Source organism: Methylotenera sp. (genome assembly GCF_029946165.1).
In the GTDB taxonomy this organism is placed as follows: Bacteria; Pseudomonadota; Gammaproteobacteria; order Burkholderiales; family Methylophilaceae; genus Methylotenera.
In genome coordinates this window covers 104,959-124,757 of sequence record NZ_JAQSDZ010000005.1, presented here as the reverse complement: position 1 = coordinate 124,757, position 19,799 = coordinate 104,959, and the positions used below count along the sequence as shown (strand labels likewise).

Sequence of the window (19,799 nt, the reverse complement as noted above, 5' to 3'; positions counted from 1 at the left end):
CTAGTACTATTCCACCACCATTTTGGTGTTGCCGTCAGTAATGCGTTTTATTCTACCTAACAAATCAGACAAACTGATTCTTTGTGTAAAGCCATTCACGTTCACTGCAGGTATTCCACTTCCTTTAACGATCACATACCCTGTTGCGGTTGACTCAACGCCACCCATTTCGCAGACATCTTGACGTAATTTGCAGCTTAAACCAATTTTGTCGTAATTAAACTCTTTAAAAAAACGTAAAAATGTCCTTTGCAAAGCAACTGCGGTGCCCTCGCCACCTAAAGCGGTAATGTTTTCCACAGCGCGTTGTGAAATCTTTTTAAGGTGTTTGCCTTCGCTGGTTTGAATAGAGGCATCCAAGCGCACTGGTTTCCAATTTTCCAGCACCATGTGTTTTACATCACCGTCTAACTTACCTTCAATATTACCGAAGCTAAATGTACGCGTTAAGTCACCTAAATCTAAATCGCGCATTTGCAAATCAGCTTGTAAACGTGGCACCACACCTAGCGGATCTTCAATCTTAAGGTTATCCATGCCAATTGTGCCATTAAATACATTAAAGGTCATCGCACCATCCATCACTAGTTGCTTACCTGCGTAAGTCACTTGCGGCACGCGGCCTGATATTTTACCTTGCATGATTGGCCAACCCAGCGCTTTGCTAAATGCGCTCATCGATATTGGTGAAACATTCATGCCGACATGCCAGTACCAATTATCGGCAATCATCGCCGCGGATAAATCTGTGAAATTAAGCGCGCCATCTAAAATTGGCAAGGTGAGTTGCGGTGTAGTGAATGAGTAGCGATTAATTACCGCGCTTAACTTGGTGTCTCCCAAAGGCATTTTGAGCAAATTTCCGCTTTCATATTCAATACTCACGGTTTTGGCATTATTGTAATCCCATGGCAAATGCGCATTCATATGCTTGAAAGCAAATTTGCCATTTTTATCATCAATGTTGGCATCGCGTAAGTTAAGCTCAAAACTACTCGGCTCTAAATTCTTAATCTCAAATTGCCAATCGGCTTTGCCAGATACCTCTAAATTACCGAACACTGACTTTTCAGCCATGGGTTTCAAGAATATAGCGTAGAGCCCGGCAAAATCAACATCTTTTGCATTGACTTTAATATCTTCAACCATTTGAGTTTTGGTATTAATTTGCACGCTTGAGGTCATTTTACCTACCTCATTCACCAGTAAGCTAGCGTTCTCAATATTCAGCATAGGCTGTTTGAAAGTGCCGTTAACTTCAAAACGATTACCCGCTTTGCCGAAATAAAATGGTTGCCAAAACAATTCGCCTTTATCCCAGCTAATCAGGCCGTTCCATTGCCAAATGTTGTTGACACTTTTTGCCGCAAGTTTAATTTGACCAGTGAGGTTTTCACCCGCATGCAAACCAGATTCATCGCTAAAATTAGCCGCATTAAAAGCTATATCCATTGCAAAGTCATTCGGATAACTCACAAAATGTACTGAAAATGGCGCTTTTACTTGCTTGGCCGTAAAACTGCCTTTCAAGCAATCAACTCGCCCGATTTTCTCGGTATTAAATTGCTCACATTGCAGATTGAAGGGAATGAACTCCTTTTCGTTGGTGGGCTTCACTTCTGCTTTTAGGATTAGAGTCGGCTTCGTACCTTTTAAATCCACCTGAAATTGCGCATTTTTGAGCTTACCTGCAGGCGCATCCACTTCGCCAACTTGAATTTGAATGGCACTAATCGCTAGAACTTGCGGAGAAAACAAGCTGCAACAAAAACCAATCGCAAAAACTAACCGTAGAAACATTTTAGGCGGGGAAAACGCCAGTAGACAAATACCGATCACCCCTATCGCAAACAATAGTGACTATCACCGCATCTTCGAGTTCTTTAGAAAGCTGCAGCGCTGTATAAAGCGCGCCTCCACTCGATATTCCTGCAAATATGCCCTCTTCAGTCGCTAACTTTCTGGTGATATTTTCGGCATTTTTTTGATTCACATAGCGCAGTTCATCCACACGGTTTGCCTCGTAAATTTTAGGTAAGTATTCTTCCGGCCATTTACGAATTCCAGGAATTTGGCTGCCCTCTTCTGGCTGCACGCCAATAATTTGAATATTGGGATTCTGCTCTTTTAAATAACGAGAAGTTCCCATAATCGTACCAGTAGTGCCCATACTTGAAACAAAGTGCGTCACCTTGCCTGCAGTATCTCGCCAAATTTCTGGACCTGTCGTCTCATAATGCGCCAGCGGATTGTCACTGTTACCAAACTGATCTAATACGATACCCTCGCCCTCAGCCTCCAACTTCATCGCAACATCACGTGCAAGTTCCATGCTGCCATCTTTAGGCGTTAATATTAGCTCCGCCCCATAAGCTTTCATACTTTGACGACGCTCTACACTTTGATTTTCAGGCATCACCAATATCATTTTATAACCACGCATTGCCGCCACCATTGCTAATGCAATGCCAGTGTTGCCACTTGTCGCTTCAATTAGCGTATCGCCAGGTTTAATATCGCCGCGTGCTTCCGCACGAGTAATCATACTGTATGCTGGCCTATCTTTAACTGAGCCAGCAGGGTTATTGCCTTCGAGCTTGAGTAAAATTGTGTTGCTGGTTTTGCCAGCCATGCGCTGCAATTTAACTAAGGGGGTATTACCGACAAAATCATCTAATGTTTTATACATTTGCTTTAAGCTTCTTTAATGTAGTTCTATTTGTGTTTATTATTTAGCTTGGCTAAGACTTTAGTTTTGCCAAAAACAAGGCATATACAGCCATGCTAATAAAAGCGATGAGTGCCATTTGCGGTATGCTCAAGCCAAGAAAAGTCCAATCGATTGAGGCACAATCTCCTGTACCGCGAAACACCAATTTCAATGCTTTTTGTAATGGAAAATTTTCGAACATATAATCGAAACCAACACCGCAATCGGCAATCATAGTGTCGCGATGCGCTTGTAACCACCAATGTCTAATGGCCACACCAGCGCCACCTAGCGCAGTTAACACCTGTAAAAAAGTCAATAATTTACCTAGAATAGTGGCAGGTTTAATGAATGCTGCGATTAAAAATAGTACGCCCAAACCCATAAACACCATGCGCTGCGATATGCACAAGGGACAAGGATTCAATTGATAGTGTGTTTGAATAGCTAAGGCTAGCCCAACCAGCCCGAAACAAGCCACAAAGCCAAGTAAGTAGCCGCGTTTACCACCAAACAATTTATTAATCATTTCACATTTCATTTCGAATACCTTTAGTTTTTAGCTGCGCGATTTTGTTAGCTGTCGCTTATAATTGAACCATAAACATTGTAATAGATAACGCCTGATGACTGAACCTACTTTATTGAATGAAAAGCAAATTCGTAACGTGAAAATTTTGACCGTGAGCGAGCTAAATCGTTTAGCCAATCAGGTATTAACACAAAGTTTCCCGCTTTTCTGGGTATCTGGCGAGGTTTCTAACCTAACGCGCGCTGCGAGTGGCCACTGGTATTTCTCACTTAAAGACAGCAGCGCACAGGTTCGTTGCGTGATGTTTAAAGGCCGAAATAGCTATTTAGATTGGGTGCCAAAAGAAGGCGACAAAGTTGAAGCTCGCTGTACTGTCACCTTATACGAAGCACGCGGTGACTTTCAACTCACCATCGAGTTTTTGCAACGCGCTGGTTTAGGTGCGCTATTTGAGGCATTTGATAAGCTAAAAGCTAAGTTACAAAACGAGGGCTTATTTGATGCCTCGTTTAAAAAGCCGCTACCATCGCATCCTAAAAAAATCGGCATTGTAACTTCTCCTGACGCAGCGGCATTACGCGACGTACTCACCACACTCAAGCGCCGCATGCCAAGTATTCCGATTGTGATTTACCCCACGCCTGTGCAAGGTAAAGGGGTAGCAATCCAAATTGCCGATGCCATTCAATTGGCTAATGAGCGCGCTGAGTGTGACGTACTGATTATTTGTAGGGGTGGCGGTAGTATTGAAGACTTGTGGCAATTCAATGAAGAAGTTGTTGCGCGCGCCATTTCAGAGTGCTCGATTCCGACCATTAGTGGCGTAGGTCATGAAACCGACTTTACCATTTGCGATTTTGTAGCCGATATACGCGCCGCAACGCCAACCGCCGCAGCCGAGTTAGCCACTCCTTCCAGAGAAAACATACTTGGCGCACTTAACCAGTTGAAACAGCAACTCAACCGAATGATGCAATATCAACTGAATCAGCGTGCGCAAGCTTTAGATTATCTATCTCGTAGGCTAATTTCACCTGCCCAACAAGTTGAGCAGCAGAAATCTCAACTGGCGCAAATGGGGCTGCGTTTGAATACGGCGATGAATCAACAAGTAAAAAATAAACAGCAAAATCTATTACGTGTCAGTCAGAATTTAACTCATCTTAACCCACAAGCCGTGCTAACTCGAGGTTATGCTTTTGTGCAAAACAAACTAGGGTCGATTATCAGTTCAAGCCAACAGTTACAACAAGGGGATGATGTTACGCTGACATTCGGTATAGGTTCGGCCGAAGCTACTATTAGTAAGACAAACGAATAAACAAATCCCTGATATTTATTTTAGAAATGTCATTAAAGTTTCAAACTATAATGACAAAGTAAACAATAATATTGTTTTATAAAACACTCTAAAGTTTAAGTTGGCGACTCAATGCAAAATAACCTAAATAATTCATCTGTGATGCCTGCAGACAAAACCTTGCTAGCGGCAATTGATTTAGGTTCAAACAGTTTCAGACTTGAAATCGGTCGCTTAGATAGTGGTCATATTCAGCGCGTAGAATATCTAAAAGAAGCAGTCAGGCAAGGTGGGGATTTAGATGAAAACCGTAACCTAACGGCAGAATCTATGGAGCGTGGTATTCGCTGCTTAGCTAGGTTTGGCGAGCGTTTACAAGGTTTTGACCCATCTCATGTGCGTGCTGTTGCCACACAGACTTTGCGTGAAGCCAATAATCGCGATGTATTTATCAAACTCGCTAAAAAAGCACTAGGTTTTGATGTAGAAGTCATTTCTGGCGTGGAAGAAGCCCGCCTCATATACAAAGGCGTTAGTAGATTTCTACCGCAATCGAATGAGCGTCGTTTGGTGATAGACATTGGCGGCCGCTCTACTGAGTTTATTTTAGGCCAAGGTTTTACATCACAACACACAGCCTCCTTACATGTAGGTTCGGTTGCATGGTCACTCAAACATTTTGGTTCAGGTGACTACACCGAAAATGCTTTTACTCGCGCAGAAATTGCCGCTGAATCCATTTTTGACACCTTAGGCACACACTTTAACCATGCGCAATGGGATATTGCCTATGGTGCCTCTGGCACTGTTGGCGCGGTTGCTGATGTATTAGAACAATATGGACGACCAGTTAACACAGTCACAAAAGAAGGTCTATATTGGCTTAAAGATGAACTACTCCGCACTAAGCATGTAGATAAATTACGACTTTTAGGTTTAAAAGAAGATAGAAAACCAGTCATTGCTGGTGGCTTATCTATCCTTATCGGTATATTTGATCTCTTAAAAATTGAAACGTTAAACGTAGCTCAGGGCGCACTCAGACACGGTTTGCTGTATGACATGCTTGCACGTGACAATGAAATGGTCGATTTAAGAAATGCATCTGTTAAGCGTTTAGCCCGCAAGTTTGATGTGGATGAACGACACGCAAAAACTGTGGCAGAGGTTGCTGGAAAGTTATTTGAAAAAATTAGTGAGAATATACATTTTGCACCTGGTGAACAACAAGTGCACGCCAGAAAATTACGCTGGGCTGGCCTCCTGCATGAGATCGGATGCGCAGTCTCGCCAATTGATGCAAATTTACATGGGGCCTACATACTCGAACATACCGAACCAGCCGGATTCTCACAAAGCGAGTTGCACTGTTTAAGCTTGTTAACGCTAGGTTATAAAGGCAAATTAAAACGCTTGGAGATTGACTTTTCCGACCGAATTTTTGTCATGCAACTCGTCTGTTTGCGTCTAGCAGTTATTTTATGCCATGCTCGCCATATACCTAATCTAAGGGGGTTTCAGCTGCTTTACAGTCAAAACCGTATTCAATTAAACATACCAAAGTCTTGGCCTGAGAAATTTCCGCAATCTTATTATCTATTAGACGAAGAAACCATCGCTTGGCAGAAGATTAATTGGCAGTTTGAGATTTCTAATATTTAACAATTTGTCATAAAAAATTCACAGTCAAACATTTCGTAACGGTATAAACTGTTTATACCGTTTATTTAGGAGACCATAATGTCAAAAATTAATCAGCTACAAGCTGCAGCACTAAAAGCGCCCGTTGAAAAAACGACTCCAGTGAAAGCTGCCGTCAAAAAAATTGTAACGCCAAAACCATTAGCTGCCATAGCGGCTACTACAAGTAACCCAGCTAAAGTAGCCCCTGCGCCAAAAGCTGTAAAAGCTAAAGTTGCAGCCAAACCAATAGCAAAAGAAAAAGAAAAAGAAAAAGAAAAAGAAAAAGAAAAAGAAAAAGCGCAAAAATTAAAAATGGAGCGTGATAGCTTTACAATGCCAAAAGCTGAATATGCTCAACTTTACGTGTTGAAAGAACGTTTAGTTAAACTTGGTAATCCTGCAAAGAAAAGTGAATTATTACGCGCAGGTATTATGCAATTAACGGCTATGACAGATGCCGCGTTAAAAGTGGCTATGAGCAAAGTGCCAACAATTAAAACTGGCCGCCCAAAAAAGAAATAATACTGCCTATAAATTAGGGTGTTTAACAGTATATAAATAAGTTTGTAGAACACCCTCATTCATGCGCTGGCGCAGCCACCAAACTGCGCCCTTCTTCACTGCGCAAGCATCCTCATTCATACCAAGTAACTTTGTAATTAACGCACCTAAATTGGGTTGATGCCCAATAATTAAGATGGTTTGGTTGATATCGTTATTGTTAACCTTGCTAGCGATTATTTCTGGCGTACTATCCACACTCAGATAATCAGCCACTTCAACGTGTATTGAGCTTAGCGCTTGTAATGCGGCTACAGTTTGCAGACAACGTATTGCAGGACTACATAATACAAAGGTATTCGATGGTAAATGTTGACTCAACCACTTTGCCATTTTAATAGCGTCTTTATGACCGCGCTTTGTTAACGCTCTGTCACAGTCCGCGCCGCTTTTACTATGTATTTCTGCTTCGGCATGTCGCCAAAAAATTAAATTAGCCATTATATTTTCTACGCTATGTTTCTAAACCCATGTTTTCTAAATCAGGCTTCCTAAACAAAGTTTTTTTATTAGTTTTCGTATTTTTTTAGTAGCTGTTGCTGTGCGCTCAACAAATTCTCTTTAGACTTAGTAGGTGGCAACGCTGAATTACTCAATGTATAAGTTCCATCTGCGTTAAGTAGCCATGCATCAATGTTGTCATCCAAGTACATTTGGCAACATTCAAACAAAACTCGCGCACGATTCTCAGCATCAACAATAGGCCAGGCAATTTCTATACGGCGCATCATATTACGGTTCATCCAATCGGCACTGGAAAGCCACATATTTTCTACTTCATCCACTTTAAAATAGAAAACTCGAGAATGCTCCAACAGCCTACCGATAATTGACCGCACCCTGATACGTCCATCTAGTCCAGGCGCATCTATAGGCAAGATGCAAGCACCACGTAATATCAAATCAATTTCAACGCCAGCCCGTCCTGCATTCACCAAAGCCTGCACGAGTGCGACATCAGTAAGTGCATTCATTTTTAAAATAATGCGGGCAGATTTACCCGCTTTTGCAGCAAGTTCAGCCGCTCTAATTTTGCTTAACATTTGTCTATGCAGATTAAACGGCGCAACCAATAGCTTTTGCATGCGAGGTAATTGTATTTGACTTGCAATATGTCTAAACAAATATTCCATATCTCGGGTGATTTGCACGTCAGCAGTTAGCATACTCACATCGGTATATAAACGTGCAGTTCTCGGGTTGTAGTTGCCTGTAGAAACATGTCCGTAATGCTTTAAATGCGCACCTTCGCGGCGCATGACTAGCAACATCTTGGCGTGCGTTTTTAAGCCGACAACACCGTATACCACCTGCGCACCAACTGACTCTAAATCTTCCGCCCAGTTGATGTTAGCCTCTTCATCAAAACGCGCTTTGAGCTCAACCACAGCCATGACTTCTTTGCCACGCCTAACGGCTTCTTGCAGCAATTTAAGCATCCGTGGATCCGAACCAGTACGATAAATCGTTTGCTGAATCGACAATACATCTGGGTCATAAACCGCTTCACGCAGAAAATCGATGACTGATTCAAAGCTTTCATAAGGCTGATGAATCAATATATCTCTTTGCTTTAGCTGCGTAAAATATGATTGCCCAGAAACTAATTGCTCACTACGCTTAGGTTCAAATGGTTTAAATTTCAAATCATTGCCTTCGGCTAAATCAGCCAACTGCATCAATCTAGCAAGATTCACAAGACCATTAACCCGGTATAAAGACAGTTTAGGTAAATCGAATTGTTGTAATAAAAACTTAGCAAGCTTTTCATCGCAGCCATGTGATACTTCTAAACGAACCGCATCACCAAAGTTTCGTTGCACTAGACCTTGCCTCAACGCGGTGCGCAAATTCTTTACATCATCTTCATCTACAGCCAAATCTGAATGGCGCGTGACCCTAAACTGAGAAAAATTTATCACTTCACGGCCAGTAAATAAACTAGTCAAATGCGCTCTAATCACACTAGATAAAGAAACAAATTTTTGCTGTTTATCACTTAAATGTTTAGGCAGTTTAATTAAGCGCGGCAATACTCTTGGTACTTTAACAATGGCAATATTGTTATCGCGGCCAAATGCATCGTTGCCGCCCAACAGCACAATAAAGTTAAGCGATTTATTGGCAACAAGCGGAAATGGATGGGATGGATCAAGCGCCACTGGCACCAATAAAGGCCGCACTTCTGTTTCAAAGTATTTGGCGACCCACTTACGTTGCTCTGCAGTCCGGTCACCATGCGAAACCAAATACACACCTTTTTTACTCAGCGCGGGCATCAATTCGGTATTAAATATTTGATATTGCTTATCGACTAAAGTATGCGCGGCTTCTGATATGGCCTCATAACTTTGTACGTTAATATCGGTTTTATGTTCGTCTTCACGCATCGCATCGACATGTGGCGCGGCACGCACTTCAAAGAACTCATCTAGATTCGAAGATACGATACAAATAAAGCGTAAGCGCTCTAATAATGGGTAATCTGGGTTTTGTGCAAGACTTAATACACGCTGGTTGAAAGCTAAAATGCTAGTGTCGCGATTAAGTAATTTTAATGGTGGGTAAGTTGTGCGCATATTATTTTCATTATGGATATGCAGAACATATTATGCGCCAATTGTGACAAATTAATGATAATTTGATGAAAACCAATCTAAGCGATAGAGCTGAAGTTTGGTACATTTTTTATGTCATATTTCTAGAATAGAAATGCATAATCACTTATTTTTTAACAAACCTCGAATCAGCAAACCTGCTGCCGCAAATCCAAAAGGTGCGGTCACGCAAACGCTAGAGCCGTAACCAGCACAATTTAAACCAGTGATTGCCGTGTCATTTGTTTCACATACACGATCGGGCATGATGGCTTCTTCATCAGAATAAATACATTGAATACCAAACTCTGTAGGCTTAGATTTACCTGCATCTGCTTTTGCAAAACCATAATCTTTACGCAACAAGTTACGTACTTTTGCCAACAATTTATCATGACTAACATGGCTTAAGTCTGCTTGCTTGATACGACTTGCATCTAAACGCCCACCTGCCGCACCTGTCATGACTAATGGAATATTCTTTTGCTGACAAAATGCAGCAATAGCCGCTTTGGCTTTCGCATCGTCTATGCAGTCGATGACCCCATCAAAATTACGATTTAGCATTGCAGTTACATTTTCAACAGTCACGAAATCCTCAACTTCATGCACAATCGCAGCTGGATTAATGAGCTTAATCCGCTCAGCCATTGCCGTCACTTTAGCTTTACCAAATGCGCCATCTACCGCATGCAATTGACGATTGACATTTGACTCTGCAATATTGTCTAAATCAATCAATGTGATTGTCCCTACGGCATTGCGTGCAATTGCTTCAGCAGCCCAGCTACCCACGCCACCAATGCCAATGATGCATATGTGCATCGCTTGCAATGTTGCAAAACCATCAACACCGTATAACCTTGAAACACCGCCAAATCGACGTGCTATATCCATGGGCTCACTCATGTTGGATTATTATTTTCTAGTACGACAAATGCTGCGGCTAAGTTTTTCTCGTCGCTAATACTAATATGCATTTGCGTGATACTTTTAGATTGCAACAAGGCTTGTAACTCTGGCGCTAAAACCAATAAGGGCTTGCCTAAATCATCATGCGAAACTGCAATATTCTGAAAGGTTGCGGGTGCTCTTAAGCCTGTACCAAGCGCTTTAGAAAATGCTTCTTTTGCAGCAAAACGCTTCGCTAGAAAACGTGCTTTTATGTGAGACTCCAAATAACTGACTAATTCACTCTCAGCTAAGATGCGTCTAGCGAAATCATCGCCAAATTGTTGAATAGAAGCCTCGATTCGAGCCACTTCTACGATGTCAGTACCAATGCCAAAAATCATTTACTTGAGCTTCAATCCGTTAAATTATTTATAGCTAAACTCTTTGACTAGCGACTTCATCTCTCGCACAGCATTGTCCCAACCTACAAATAATGCATGAGCAACAATCGCGTGGCCAATATTAAGTTCGTCTATTCCTTCAATTGAGGCGATTTCATGTACGTTATGGTAGTGCAATCCGTGGCCGGCATTCACCACCAAACCCAAGTTTAAACCGTGAGCAACGGCATCTTTAATGCGCTGCAACTCGCGTGCTCTATCAATTGGATTTTCAGCATCAGCAAATGTACCTGTATGCAGTTCAATGACTGGCGCACCTGCTTTTTTTGCAGCATCAATTTGCGCAAAATCTGGCCCAATGAATAATGACACGCGTATGCCAGCCTCACTTAATCTTTTCACAGCTTTTTGCACATTGGCGAAGTTCCCCACCACATCTAAACCACCTTCGGTAGTACGTTCTTCGCGACGTTCTGGCACCAAGCAGACATCTTGCGGTGCAACTTCTAACGCAATCTCAACCATTTCATCAGTTACAGCGCATTCCAAATTCATACGAGTTTGCAATAAATTACGTAAAGCATGAACATCCGCATCTTGCATATGCCGACGATCTTCACGCAGATGCAAAGTAATGCTATCTGCGCCAGATTGTTCGGCACGCAAAGCGGCCTGCACCACGCTTGGATATTTGGTGCCACGCGCTTGACGAATTGTCGCTACGTGGTCGATATTGACACCTAATTTAATCATAATTAACTTCTATCTTTAAATTTTATAAAACTATAAGCCCTGTAAATCAATTAGCAGTTGTCGAGTATGCAATGGTTTATCGCCTAAGTAATGGGCTAATAAATAACGCATCAACTGTTTACTCTGTTGCTGAGTTTGAACAGAAGTGTAATCGTCAGCCGCCATTTCTATCAAGATTTTACCGAGCAATTGTATGCCATTATTTACTCGCGTCTGCGATGCACTTAACCTTGTTGCACCGTGTTCAGCGGTATACCGATAATTAACATCTTGTACAATTTGCTCATTATTCACATCATGTTGTAGCGGAATGGCATAGCCAAGTTCTTGCAACAACTTCAGCTCAAAGCGTCTAAGTGTTGTGGCTAAATCATCACCAGTCGCTAATATCTTTAAGGTCGCACTGTAATATTCAAATAAGCTTTCATGCGGGTCTTCACGCGGAAGCAATCGCAATAATAATTCGTTCAGGTAGAAGCCGCACATGAGCGCCTCACCTTTAAGTAGGAGTAAGCCGCCGCCCCACTCTAAGCTATGCAACGTTTTAAGTTCTAACTTGCCAGACCAAGTAGCCAGTAAAGGCTGAAAAGACTGTAGCATGCCACGCATGGCAGATCTTGGTCGCCTCGCCCCTTTGGCCGTTGTTGCCACTCGGCCAAAACCATGTGCAAACAATTCTACAACTAAGCTAGTTTCTTTAAACGGGTAAGTGTGAAGCACATAGACGGGTTGGTTATCTTGGCGGTGTGGATTAGAACTTACCGCCATTATTGTTCTGGCTCAACTGTACTTTGCAAATCAGGATTATCATCCGCCTTTAAAATCAGTAATGGCACCAACATCTCTGCCCCTGAAAATAGAATCATTGCAAAACGTATGTTCTCATCTGCATGAATGGGGGTAAATTTACCAAACCCATATCTAGAGTTACGAATAAGCTGCCAAGCGCCTTTAGGTTCAGCATATTCAGGCTTATCGAAGTGATGTTTAATCTCTTCAGTAGACACCTCTTTTAAAGGGTAATCGCCATTATCAGCCAGTATCACCCAGCCCATTTCGCCATTTTTACCCGTATTTTTTAATTGGTATAAATACCAATTTTGGTCTTCATTAGTCTCGGCATTCGTGGCGCTTTCATAAACCAACTGAAACACATTATTAATGTCACCAGTTTTGCGATTGATAGCATAATATATGCCTTGCTCATCTGGCTCAATTGGCTGACCATAAACTGGTATGTTATAGACGTTATTCGGCATAGCAAATACTCCAAATTAGTCCGTTAAAATGGCTGCTCTTCTAATAACCTAGACTTTTTAGCGCTCTTTCATCGTCAGCCCAGCCGCCCTTAACTTTTACCCAAGTTTCTAGGTAAACTTTACCGCCAAACAATTTCTCCATATCCTGACGGGCTTCAGTAGAAATTTGTTTCATTTTGTCGCCATTTTTACCAATAAGCATTGGTTTTTGGCTATCTTTATCGACAATAATGGCACAGAAAATACGGCGAAGATTACCCACCACTTCAAATTTCTCAATTTCTACGGCCACTGAATAAGGAATTTCATCGCCAAGTAATCTGAAAATCTTTTCACGAACTAGCTCAGCCGCAAGAAAGCGCTCATTTTTATCAGTCAACTCATCTTCAGAGTAAATCGCTGCTTGCTCTGGTAAATACTTGCGAATCGTATGTAAAAGCTCATCTAAATTGAGGCTCTTTTTTGCGCTCACAGGCACGATGTCTGTAAATGGAAATTCCAAGTCAAAGTCTTGAATCAAAGGCAATAAATTACCCTTATCGCCCATTAAATCTGATTTATTCACCACTAAAATTGTCGGCGTTTTATCTGATAATAAAGCTAATACCTTGCGATCAGCCTCGCCTAATTTCATTGGCTCAATCACAAACAGCACTACATCAACTTCAGTGAGCACTTGCGTTACAGTTTTATTCAAACCTTTATTGAGCGTATTCAGGTGTTTTTGTTGAAAACCTGGTGTATCTACAAACAAAAACTGGGTATCTTCTGTAGTATGAATGCCCAGTAAGCGATGGCGCGTGGTTTGCGCCTTACGCGAAGTTATGGCTAACTTCATTCCTAAAATATGGTTTAACAAGGTAGATTTACCTACGTTAGGGCGGCCTACAATTGCAATGGTGCCGCACTTGAATGCAGACAATGCGTCTACATCCAAATCTGAATCCAAGTTTGAGTCTGTCATTTTGGGCTATCCAATAATCAATTTATAGTTGAGTTTATGCAATTTGGCTTTTACCAAAGCGTATTTTTTCTAATGCTAGCAAAGCAAGCTGGGCTGCTTGTTGCTCTGCGATGCGACGGCTGGTGCCCTCGCCTACGGTACGAATATCTAGTTTCTGTATGAAACATTCTACAATAAACACCTGAGCATGTGCTTCACCGCTCGTGTGAACAACCGCATATTCTGGCACAGCAATTTTTTTGCCTTGCAGTACTTCTTGCAATAAAGACTTAGGATCTTTATCAATAATCTTAGGGTCTATGGTGCTGAGTTTTTCTGTATAAAGTTCTAATACCAAAGCTTCGGCAGAAAAAAACCCACCATCAAGATACACGGCGCCAATAATGGCTTCTAAGGCATCAGCAAGTATAGATGGCCTACGCCAACCTGCACTTTTTAGCTCACCTTCACCTAGCTTTAGCGCATCTCCGATATTTAAGGAAAATGCGATTTCACTAATGGTAGCTTCTTTTACCAGTTGCGCTCGCAAGCGGCTTAAATCGCCCTCAGCCAAGCTTGGGAAACGCTGATATAGCTGATTTGCGATAATGAAGTTAAGCGCACCATCGCCCAGATACTCAAGCCTCTCATTATTTTGAGAAGCATAACTACGATGTGTCAGTGCTTGAGTCAGCAGATTTTTATCTACAAACTTGTAACTAAGGCGTTTTGTTAAATCCTGCTGAGTCATTGAATATGTTTGATTGCCTGTGCTTCTAAATTACTTGCCGTCTGACGAAGCATTAAAATCCATCATGACGCTAATATTGCCAAATAAAGGAGTGATGACTTGATACTGCGCTGAAACAGTGGTTTCACCCGCGCTATTTTTGCCAATCACTATATCTTTGCCATTAATGACGGTGATATATGAGGTGTTAGCCCGCCTGTCAAAAGAATCCTGAATGTCTTTTTTGCTCATATCACTTAAAGAGTCTTTATTCATTGCACGCAAGACTGTTTTTACAGAGAAATATTCTTGATATGCGGGGAACATTTTCATTGCTATCACCGCAACCAAAAACAACATGGCTCCGACAAATAACATGCCTAATAAGGTAGCACCTGCTTGTTTTTTAAGATTAATATAATTTTTCATATGCTTTTCTACTTGTGAATTATGCATAAATTTCTCCCTATTTTAGAAAGTTGAATATTTTAAATCAATGAATAGAATTACCGATTCGAGAACCTTTATCAAAATTCATCCAGATGAAAAATGCCTTACCGACTAAATTTTTCTCTGGTACAAACCCCCATACGCGACTGTCTGAACTGTCATCACGATTATCACCCATCGCCAAATAATGTCCAGCAGGCACGACTATTTCCTCGTCATTTGCAAATTTTGCACCTATGGCATCAGAGTCGTAGCTATTAACCCATTCGTTAATCAAAATATCATGACTAACATCACCTAATTGCTCTCGATATTGCTTTGCTGTGACCATATTCAAACCAGGCTTAACATAAGCAAAACTACCCATCTCTTGTGTATCTAAAAATTTTCCATTAATTGTTAATCGTTTATCTTGATAACTAATTTTATCGCCCGGTAAACCTACTACACGCTTAATATAATCTATAGATGGCTCAGGCGGATAATGAAATACGAACACATCACCACGGGTCGGATGGTTAATTTCAAAAAAAGTATTATTCAAAATTGGCACTCGTAGACCATAAGTAAATTTATTGACCAAAATATAATCGCCAGCCAATAGTGTTGGCATCATAGAGCCTGAAGGAATTTTAAAAGGCTCAACAATAAATGAACGTACAAAAAATACCACGAAAATTACTGGAAAAAAACTCTTAGCGTACTCAACTACGATTGGCTCTGCAGCGCCGACTGCGCGTTTTTTCTTCAACACTAAACTATCTAGCAACCAAATAAAACCTGTTACCAACAGTATCGCCACCATGAATAAAGCAAAGTACATTATTTATCCTTATCGTCTATTATCTTAGACTTACTTAATCTTCAATACGTAAAATAGCTAAAAATGCTTCTTGTGGGATCTCTACGTTACCCACTTGCTTCATGCGCTTTTTGCCCTCTTTCTGTTTATCAAGCAATTTGCGTTTACGGGATACATCACCACCATAACATTTCGCAATCACGTTTTTCCGCATTGCTTTAACGGTTTCACGGGCAATAATATTGGCGCCTATCGAAGCTTGAATAGCCACATCAAACATTTGACGTGGAATTAATTCACGCATCTTAGCTGCCACTTCACGACCACGACGCACGCTGTTTCCTCTGTGAACAATCATGCTCAGCGCATCCACACGCTCACCATTCACCATAATATCCAGCTTGACTAGATCTGCCGCACGGAATTCCAAAAACTCGTAATCCATTGAAGCATAGCCACGTGACACTGATTTTAATTTATCAAAAAAATCCAGCACCACTTCATTGAGAGGCATTTCGTAACTGAGCATGACTTGCCTGCCCATATACTGCATATTTTTTTGTAAGCCACGTTTATTGTTACATAGTGTCATAACAGGGCCTACGTAATCTTGCGGCATTAATAGGTTTACATTAATGACTGGCTCACGCGTTTCTTCTACGCGCGACAACTCTGGCAAGCGTGACGGATTCTCGATCTGCACCACTTCACCACTTTTGAGTAATAACTCATACACCACGGTTGGCGCGGTGGTAATCAAATCCATATCATACTCGCGCTCTAAGCGCTCTTGCACAATCTCCATATGTAGCAAACCGAGGAAGCCACACCTAAAGCCAAAACCTAATGCTGTAGAATTTTCTGGCTCAAATAACAAACTTGCATCATTCAAGCTCAGTTTCTCAAGCGCTGTACGTAGTGCTTCGAATTGGCTTGATTCAACGGGATATAGCCCAGCAAATACTTGTGGCTTAACCTCTTTAAAACCTGCCAATGGCTCTGCCGCTGGCTTACCCGCCAAAGTCACGGTATCGCCCACTTTAGCAGCGGCAAGTTCTTTAATACCTGAAATCACAAAGCCTACTTCACCCGCAGAAAGTGAAGTTTTTTGTAGCGATTTTGGTGTAAATACGCCAACTTGTTCACACAAATATTCCGCGTGCGTCGCCATTAATCGAATTTTATCTTTAGGCTTTAAAACGCCATCAATCACGCGCACCAACATCACTACGCCGACATAGTTATCAAACCATGCATCAATCACTAATGCTTTTAACGGTTTCGTGACATCGCCTACTGGCGGCGGAACTTTTTTGATAACAGCTTCGAGTACATCGCGCACGCCCAAACCTGTTTTAGCTGAGCAACGCACTGCGTCACTCGCATCAATACCAATCACATCTTCAATTTCCTGCATCACACGTTCAGGATCCGCTGAAGGCAAATCGATTTTATTTAATACGGCAGTGACTTCAACGCCCAAATCAAGTGCGGTATAGCAGTTAGCAACACTTTGCGCCTCTACACCCTGACTAGCATCAACAACTAATAGCGCGCCTTCACAAGCTGAAAGTGAGCGTGATACTTCATAGCTAAAATCCACATGACCCGGAGTATCAATCAAATTAAGATTGTAAATCTGCCCATCGTCAGCTTTGTATTGCAGGGCTGCAGTTTGAGCTTTAATCGTAATGCCGCGCTCGCGCTCAATATCCATAGAATCAAGTACTTGCGCTTCCATTTCGCGATCAGCCAGCCCGCCGCAAAGATGAATAATGCGGTCAGCTAATGTGGATTTACCATGGTCAATGTGGGCAATAATGGAGAAGTTACGAATATTTTTCATTTAGTCTTTTTAAGCTTTTTAAAACTTTTAATGTTGCTTGATTTTAATATTGCTTTATTAGGTTAATCCTGCTTTTTAAATAAAGATAAGGCGCCAAAAGCGCCTTTTCACAATAGCCGTGATTTTACAACAAATGCTTGATTAGTTTGTAATTAATTATGGCGTTAGCTATAAAAATTGCCTATAGGATGGGTTTTTAGCGTGTAAATGGCATGGTTAATTAGTCGTATTAGTTCCTAATTGGAATAAAAATTACAAGAACAATTTTAGCTAATGTTCGTTGCCTAACCAACACTATCACTCTTTTAGAGTAAGATAAAACTAATAAATAATATGAGTCAAAAAGTCAATTTTGCATAACACAATACGCATAGCTACATTCAATATCCACAAGGGCTTTACTCATTTTAACGCCCATTTTTCTTTGCATCTTCAACGCGACATATTGCGAAAATTGCATGCAGATGTGATTTTTTTGCAAGAAGTGCAAGATGCGCATACTAAACACACTGAGCGCTTTGCTTCTTGGTCTACCTCTGGGCAAATGGAGTTTTTAGCCGATGAAGTTTGGTCTGATTACTCATATGGTAAAAACTCGGTTTATCCTGCGGGTCATCATGGTAATGCCCTGCTTTCCAAATTTCCTATCATTAAGACTAATAATCAAAATATTTCAGCTCATGCATCTGAGCAACGGGGCATGTTGCATTGTGAAATCAATATCCCACAGTGGGATGAGCCCCTACATGCAGTTTGCGTTCATCTGGGCTTATTTGCACAATGGCGACGCCAACAGCTAGTTGCCGTCTCTGAATATATTGAACAATATATTCCAGCAAATGCGCCATTGATTATTGCTGGTGATTTTAACGACTGGGGAATGCTTACCGGTCGCAGTTTTGCTAAACGCTTAAACCTGCATGAGGTATTTGAGCACCATGTTGGCAAACCTGCGAGGAGCTTTCCAGCTTGGTTACCCATGCTTAGGCTAGACCGTATTTATGTACGTGGTTTTAATGTAAAGCAAGTAGAAGTGCACTCAGGCGCGCACTTTTTAAAATTATCTGACCATGCGATTCTTACGACAACACTGACCAGAATATGATCTGACTAAAATATGACCTATTTTGTTAACGGCAATCACATTCAATTATTACGAAGTGGTAGAGAGTTTTTTCCTGCACTTTTGGTTTCAATAGAGAATGCGACTCAAGAAATATACCTACAAAGTTATATTTATAAAGCAGATGTCATTGGCATACAGATAGGTGATGCACTTAAAGATGCGGCTAGAAGAGGCATAGCGGTCAATGTTTTACTTGATGGCTTTGGCAGCAAGGACTTATCTAAAAGCTATATAGAAGAACTTGAAGAAACCGGCATCAAAGTGATGTTTTACCGTCCAAAGATTTCTCCTTGGTCACTCAAAAAAAGGCGTTTACGGCGCCTGCATCAAAAGATGGTCGTGATTGACGGCACTATTGGATTTGTGGGCGGAATTAATATTATTGACGATTACGATGTACCTATTAGCGCCCCTAACAATGTACCGCCACGCATAGATTACACGGTGCGGATTGAAGGAAAACTATTACCTGTCATTCTTAATAAAGTGCAAAAACTTTGGCGCAGAATTGCTTGGGTTCATATGCGACATGCTAATAGATTAACAATTAAAACTTTGCCTATTAAACCATCGTTTAATACTCAACACTATAATATTAAAGCGGCACTTGTGCTTCGTGATAACGTGCTGCATAGAAGGGATATCGAAGATGCTTACTTAGATGCTATCGAACAAGCTAAATCTGAAATCATTATCGCCAATGCTTACTTTGTGCCTGGCAGACGATTTCGCCTTGCACTATTAGCCGCTGTTAAGCGCGGTGTTAAGGTCAAGTTATTATTACAAGGGCGTATGGAATATTTTCTAATGTTCGCTACACATGCTTTTTATAGCGATTTTTTGAGATCAGGCATTGAAATTTACGAATATCACAAAAGCTTTATGCATAGCAAAGTGGCGGTGATTGATAGCGTATGGGCAACCGTTGGATCTTCTAATATAGATCCATTTAGTTTGCTATTAGCCAGAGAGGCTAATATTGTGGTGAAAGATGAAACCTTTGCTCAAGAACTTCGAACTGACCTTTTAACTAGCATTGAAGAGGGCGCAATGCGTATTGATCCAGAGCACTGGGCAAGAGGCGATGTATTCAAACGCTTTTCTTCATGGATTGCATATGGAATAGTGAGGTCATTTCTAGGCGTTATTGGGCATTCTAATGAAAAATAAGCAGTGAAGAATCGAGTTTGCATATAGCTTAACCATAACAAA

At 41.3% G+C, this 19,799-nt stretch carries 20 protein-coding genes; 5 read left to right on the top strand and 15 right to left on the bottom strand.

All coding sequences use genetic code 11. The annotated features are described in order from the left end of the window. Positions 1–6 precede the first annotated feature (6 nt). The 3 genes from PSV17_RS02820 to PSV17_RS02810 are packed head-to-tail and all read right to left on the bottom strand — an operon-like array spanning position 7 to position 3,239. Positions 7–1,800 (bottom strand): hypothetical protein, encoded by a 1,794-nt coding sequence (locus PSV17_RS02820; RefSeq protein WP_300479473.1) that lies wholly within the window; start codon positions 1,798–1,800, stop codon positions 7–9. 1 nt (position 1,801) lies between these two features. Continuing rightward, on the bottom strand, positions 1,802–2,689 hold the full coding sequence (gene cysM / locus PSV17_RS02815; RefSeq protein WP_300479472.1) for a cysteine synthase CysM: 888 nt from the start codon (positions 2,687–2,689) through the stop codon (positions 1,802–1,804). Between the two features lie 52 nt (positions 2,690–2,741). Further along, positions 2,742–3,239, bottom strand: coding sequence for a disulfide bond formation protein B (locus PSV17_RS02810; protein WP_300479471.1), 498 nt, complete (start codon positions 3,237–3,239; stop codon positions 2,742–2,744). A 97-nt stretch (positions 3,240–3,336) separates the two neighbouring features. On the opposite strand from PSV17_RS02810, the gene xseA reads away from it, so the two are divergent. The 3 genes from xseA to PSV17_RS02795 all read left to right on the top strand — a co-directional run bounded on the left by xseA (position 3,337) and on the right by PSV17_RS02795 (position 6,747). Then, a complete protein-coding gene (gene xseA / locus PSV17_RS02805) occupies positions 3,337–4,563 on the top strand; it encodes an exodeoxyribonuclease VII large subunit (RefSeq protein ID WP_300479470.1) in 1,227 nt (408 codons plus the stop codon). Between the two features lie 111 nt (positions 4,564–4,674). Next, a complete protein-coding gene (locus PSV17_RS02800; RefSeq protein ID WP_300479469.1) occupies positions 4,675–6,204 on the top strand; it encodes a Ppx/GppA phosphatase family protein in 1,530 nt (509 codons plus the stop codon). Positions 6,205–6,282: 78 nt separating this feature from the next. Beyond that, positions 6,283–6,747, top strand: coding sequence for a hypothetical protein (locus tag PSV17_RS02795; RefSeq protein ID WP_300479468.1), 465 nt, complete (start codon positions 6,283–6,285; stop codon positions 6,745–6,747). 6 nt (positions 6,748–6,753) lie between these two features. On the opposite strand, the gene PSV17_RS02790 is transcribed toward PSV17_RS02795, so the two are convergent. From PSV17_RS02790 to lepA, 12 genes are all read right to left on the bottom strand, one after another. After that, a complete protein-coding gene (locus PSV17_RS02790) occupies positions 6,754–7,227 on the bottom strand; it encodes a histidine phosphatase family protein (RefSeq protein ID WP_300479466.1) in 474 nt (157 codons plus the stop codon). 68 nt (positions 7,228–7,295) lie between these two features. Then, complete coding sequence (ppk1, locus tag PSV17_RS02785) at positions 7,296–9,365, bottom strand: polyphosphate kinase 1 (RefSeq protein ID WP_300479465.1); 2,070 nt, start codon at positions 9,363–9,365, stop codon at positions 7,296–7,298. Between the two features lie 141 nt (positions 9,366–9,506). Continuing rightward, entirely contained in the window at positions 9,507–10,292 is a 786-nt protein-coding gene (locus PSV17_RS02780; RefSeq protein ID WP_300479464.1) for a tRNA threonylcarbamoyladenosine dehydratase, read from the bottom strand. Continuing rightward, positions 10,289–10,678, bottom strand: coding sequence for a holo-ACP synthase (gene acpS, locus PSV17_RS02775; RefSeq protein WP_300479463.1), 390 nt, complete (start codon positions 10,676–10,678; stop codon positions 10,289–10,291). The genes PSV17_RS02780 and acpS overlap by 4 nt, the downstream gene beginning before the upstream one ends. 24 nt (positions 10,679–10,702) lie before the next feature. Continuing rightward, on the bottom strand, positions 10,703–11,431 hold the full coding sequence (pdxJ, locus tag PSV17_RS02770; RefSeq protein WP_300479462.1) for a pyridoxine 5'-phosphate synthase: 729 nt from the start codon (positions 11,429–11,431) through the stop codon (positions 10,703–10,705). A gap of 30 nt (positions 11,432–11,461) precedes the next feature. Further along, entirely contained in the window at positions 11,462–12,199 is a 738-nt protein-coding gene (recO, locus tag PSV17_RS02765) for a DNA repair protein RecO (RefSeq protein WP_300479461.1), read from the bottom strand. Then, positions 12,199–12,690 carry a hypothetical protein gene (locus PSV17_RS02760; RefSeq protein ID WP_300479460.1) on the bottom strand — a complete coding sequence of 164 codons (492 nt, stop codon included), beginning with the start codon at positions 12,688–12,690 and terminating at the stop codon, positions 12,199–12,201. Before PSV17_RS02760 ends, recO begins: the two co-directional genes overlap by 1 nt. Positions 12,691–12,730: 40 nt before the next feature. Further along, on the bottom strand, positions 12,731–13,654 hold the full coding sequence (era, locus tag PSV17_RS02755) for a GTPase Era (protein WP_300479459.1): 924 nt from the start codon (positions 13,652–13,654) through the stop codon (positions 12,731–12,733). Positions 13,655–13,688: 34 nt separating this feature from the next. After that, on the bottom strand, positions 13,689–14,384 hold the full coding sequence (gene rnc / locus PSV17_RS02750; RefSeq protein ID WP_300479457.1) for a ribonuclease III: 696 nt from the start codon (positions 14,382–14,384) through the stop codon (positions 13,689–13,691). Positions 14,385–14,414: 30 nt separating this feature from the next. Beyond that, positions 14,415–14,819, bottom strand: coding sequence for a DUF4845 domain-containing protein (locus PSV17_RS02745; RefSeq protein ID WP_300479455.1), 405 nt, complete (start codon positions 14,817–14,819; stop codon positions 14,415–14,417). A gap of 37 nt (positions 14,820–14,856) precedes the next feature. Next, on the bottom strand, positions 14,857–15,636 hold the full coding sequence (gene lepB / locus PSV17_RS02740) for a signal peptidase I (RefSeq protein WP_300479452.1): 780 nt from the start codon (positions 15,634–15,636) through the stop codon (positions 14,857–14,859). 34 nt (positions 15,637–15,670) lie between these two features. Beyond that, positions 15,671–17,461 (bottom strand): translation elongation factor 4, encoded by a 1,791-nt coding sequence (lepA, locus tag PSV17_RS02735; protein ID WP_300479450.1) that lies wholly within the window; start codon positions 17,459–17,461, stop codon positions 15,671–15,673. A 352-nt stretch (positions 17,462–17,813) separates the two neighbouring features. On the opposite strand from lepA, the gene PSV17_RS02730 reads away from it, so the two are divergent. Further along, entirely contained in the window at positions 17,814–18,566 is a 753-nt protein-coding gene (locus PSV17_RS02730; protein WP_300479448.1) for an endonuclease/exonuclease/phosphatase family protein, read from the top strand. Positions 18,567–18,578: 12 nt separating this feature from the next. Beyond that, on the top strand, positions 18,579–19,757 hold the full coding sequence (gene clsB, locus PSV17_RS02725) for a cardiolipin synthase ClsB (protein ID WP_300479445.1): 1,179 nt from the start codon (positions 18,579–18,581) through the stop codon (positions 19,755–19,757). Positions 19,758–19,799: the final 42 nt, after the last annotated feature.

What these genes read in the sequence shown, in the direction of transcription:
- era (WP_300479459.1), bottom strand. Translation starts at nt 13,654, where the DNA reads ATGACAGACTCAAACTTGGATTCAGATTTGGATGTAGACGCATTGTCT.
- rnc (WP_300479457.1), bottom strand. Translation starts at nt 14,384, where the DNA reads ATGACTCAGCAGGATTTAACAAAACGCCTTAGTTACAAGTTTGTAGAT.
- PSV17_RS02800 (WP_300479469.1), top strand. Translation starts at nt 4,675, where the DNA reads ATGCAAAATAACCTAAATAATTCATCTGTGATGCCTGCAGACAAAACC.
- PSV17_RS02795 (WP_300479468.1), top strand. Translation starts at nt 6,283, where the DNA reads ATGTCAAAAATTAATCAGCTACAAGCTGCAGCACTAAAAGCGCCCGTT.
- clsB (WP_300479445.1), top strand. Translation starts at nt 18,579, where the DNA reads ATGACCTATTTTGTTAACGGCAATCACATTCAATTATTACGAAGTGGT.
- PSV17_RS02780 (WP_300479464.1), bottom strand. Translation starts at nt 10,292, where the DNA reads ATGAGTGAGCCCATGGATATAGCACGTCGATTTGGCGGTGTTTCAAGG.
- ppk1 (WP_300479465.1), bottom strand. Translation starts at nt 9,365, where the DNA reads ATGCGCACAACTTACCCACCATTAAAATTACTTAATCGCGACACTAGC.
- PSV17_RS02745 (WP_300479455.1), bottom strand. Translation starts at nt 14,819, where the DNA reads ATGCATAATTCACAAGTAGAAAAGCATATGAAAAATTATATTAATCTT.
- cysM (WP_300479472.1), bottom strand. Translation starts at nt 2,689, where the DNA reads ATGTATAAAACATTAGATGATTTTGTCGGTAATACCCCCTTAGTTAAA.
- pdxJ (WP_300479462.1), bottom strand. Translation starts at nt 11,431, where the DNA reads ATGATTAAATTAGGTGTCAATATCGACCACGTAGCGACAATTCGTCAA.
- lepB (WP_300479452.1), bottom strand. Translation starts at nt 15,636, where the DNA reads ATGTACTTTGCTTTATTCATGGTGGCGATACTGTTGGTAACAGGTTTT.
- xseA (WP_300479470.1), top strand. Translation starts at nt 3,337, where the DNA reads ATGACTGAACCTACTTTATTGAATGAAAAGCAAATTCGTAACGTGAAA.
- PSV17_RS02760 (WP_300479460.1), bottom strand. Translation starts at nt 12,690, where the DNA reads ATGCCGAATAACGTCTATAACATACCAGTTTATGGTCAGCCAATTGAG.
- PSV17_RS02790 (WP_300479466.1), bottom strand. Translation starts at nt 7,227, where the DNA reads ATGGCTAATTTAATTTTTTGGCGACATGCCGAAGCAGAAATACATAGT.
- recO (WP_300479461.1), bottom strand. Translation starts at nt 12,199, where the DNA reads ATGGCGGTAAGTTCTAATCCACACCGCCAAGATAACCAACCCGTCTAT.
- acpS (WP_300479463.1), bottom strand. Translation starts at nt 10,678, where the DNA reads ATGATTTTTGGCATTGGTACTGACATCGTAGAAGTGGCTCGAATCGAG.
- PSV17_RS02820 (WP_300479473.1), bottom strand. Translation starts at nt 1,800, where the DNA reads ATGTTTCTACGGTTAGTTTTTGCGATTGGTTTTTGTTGCAGCTTGTTT.
- lepA (WP_300479450.1), bottom strand. Translation starts at nt 17,461, where the DNA reads ATGAAAAATATTCGTAACTTCTCCATTATTGCCCACATTGACCATGGT.
- PSV17_RS02810 (WP_300479471.1), bottom strand. Translation starts at nt 3,239, where the DNA reads ATGATTAATAAATTGTTTGGTGGTAAACGCGGCTACTTACTTGGCTTT.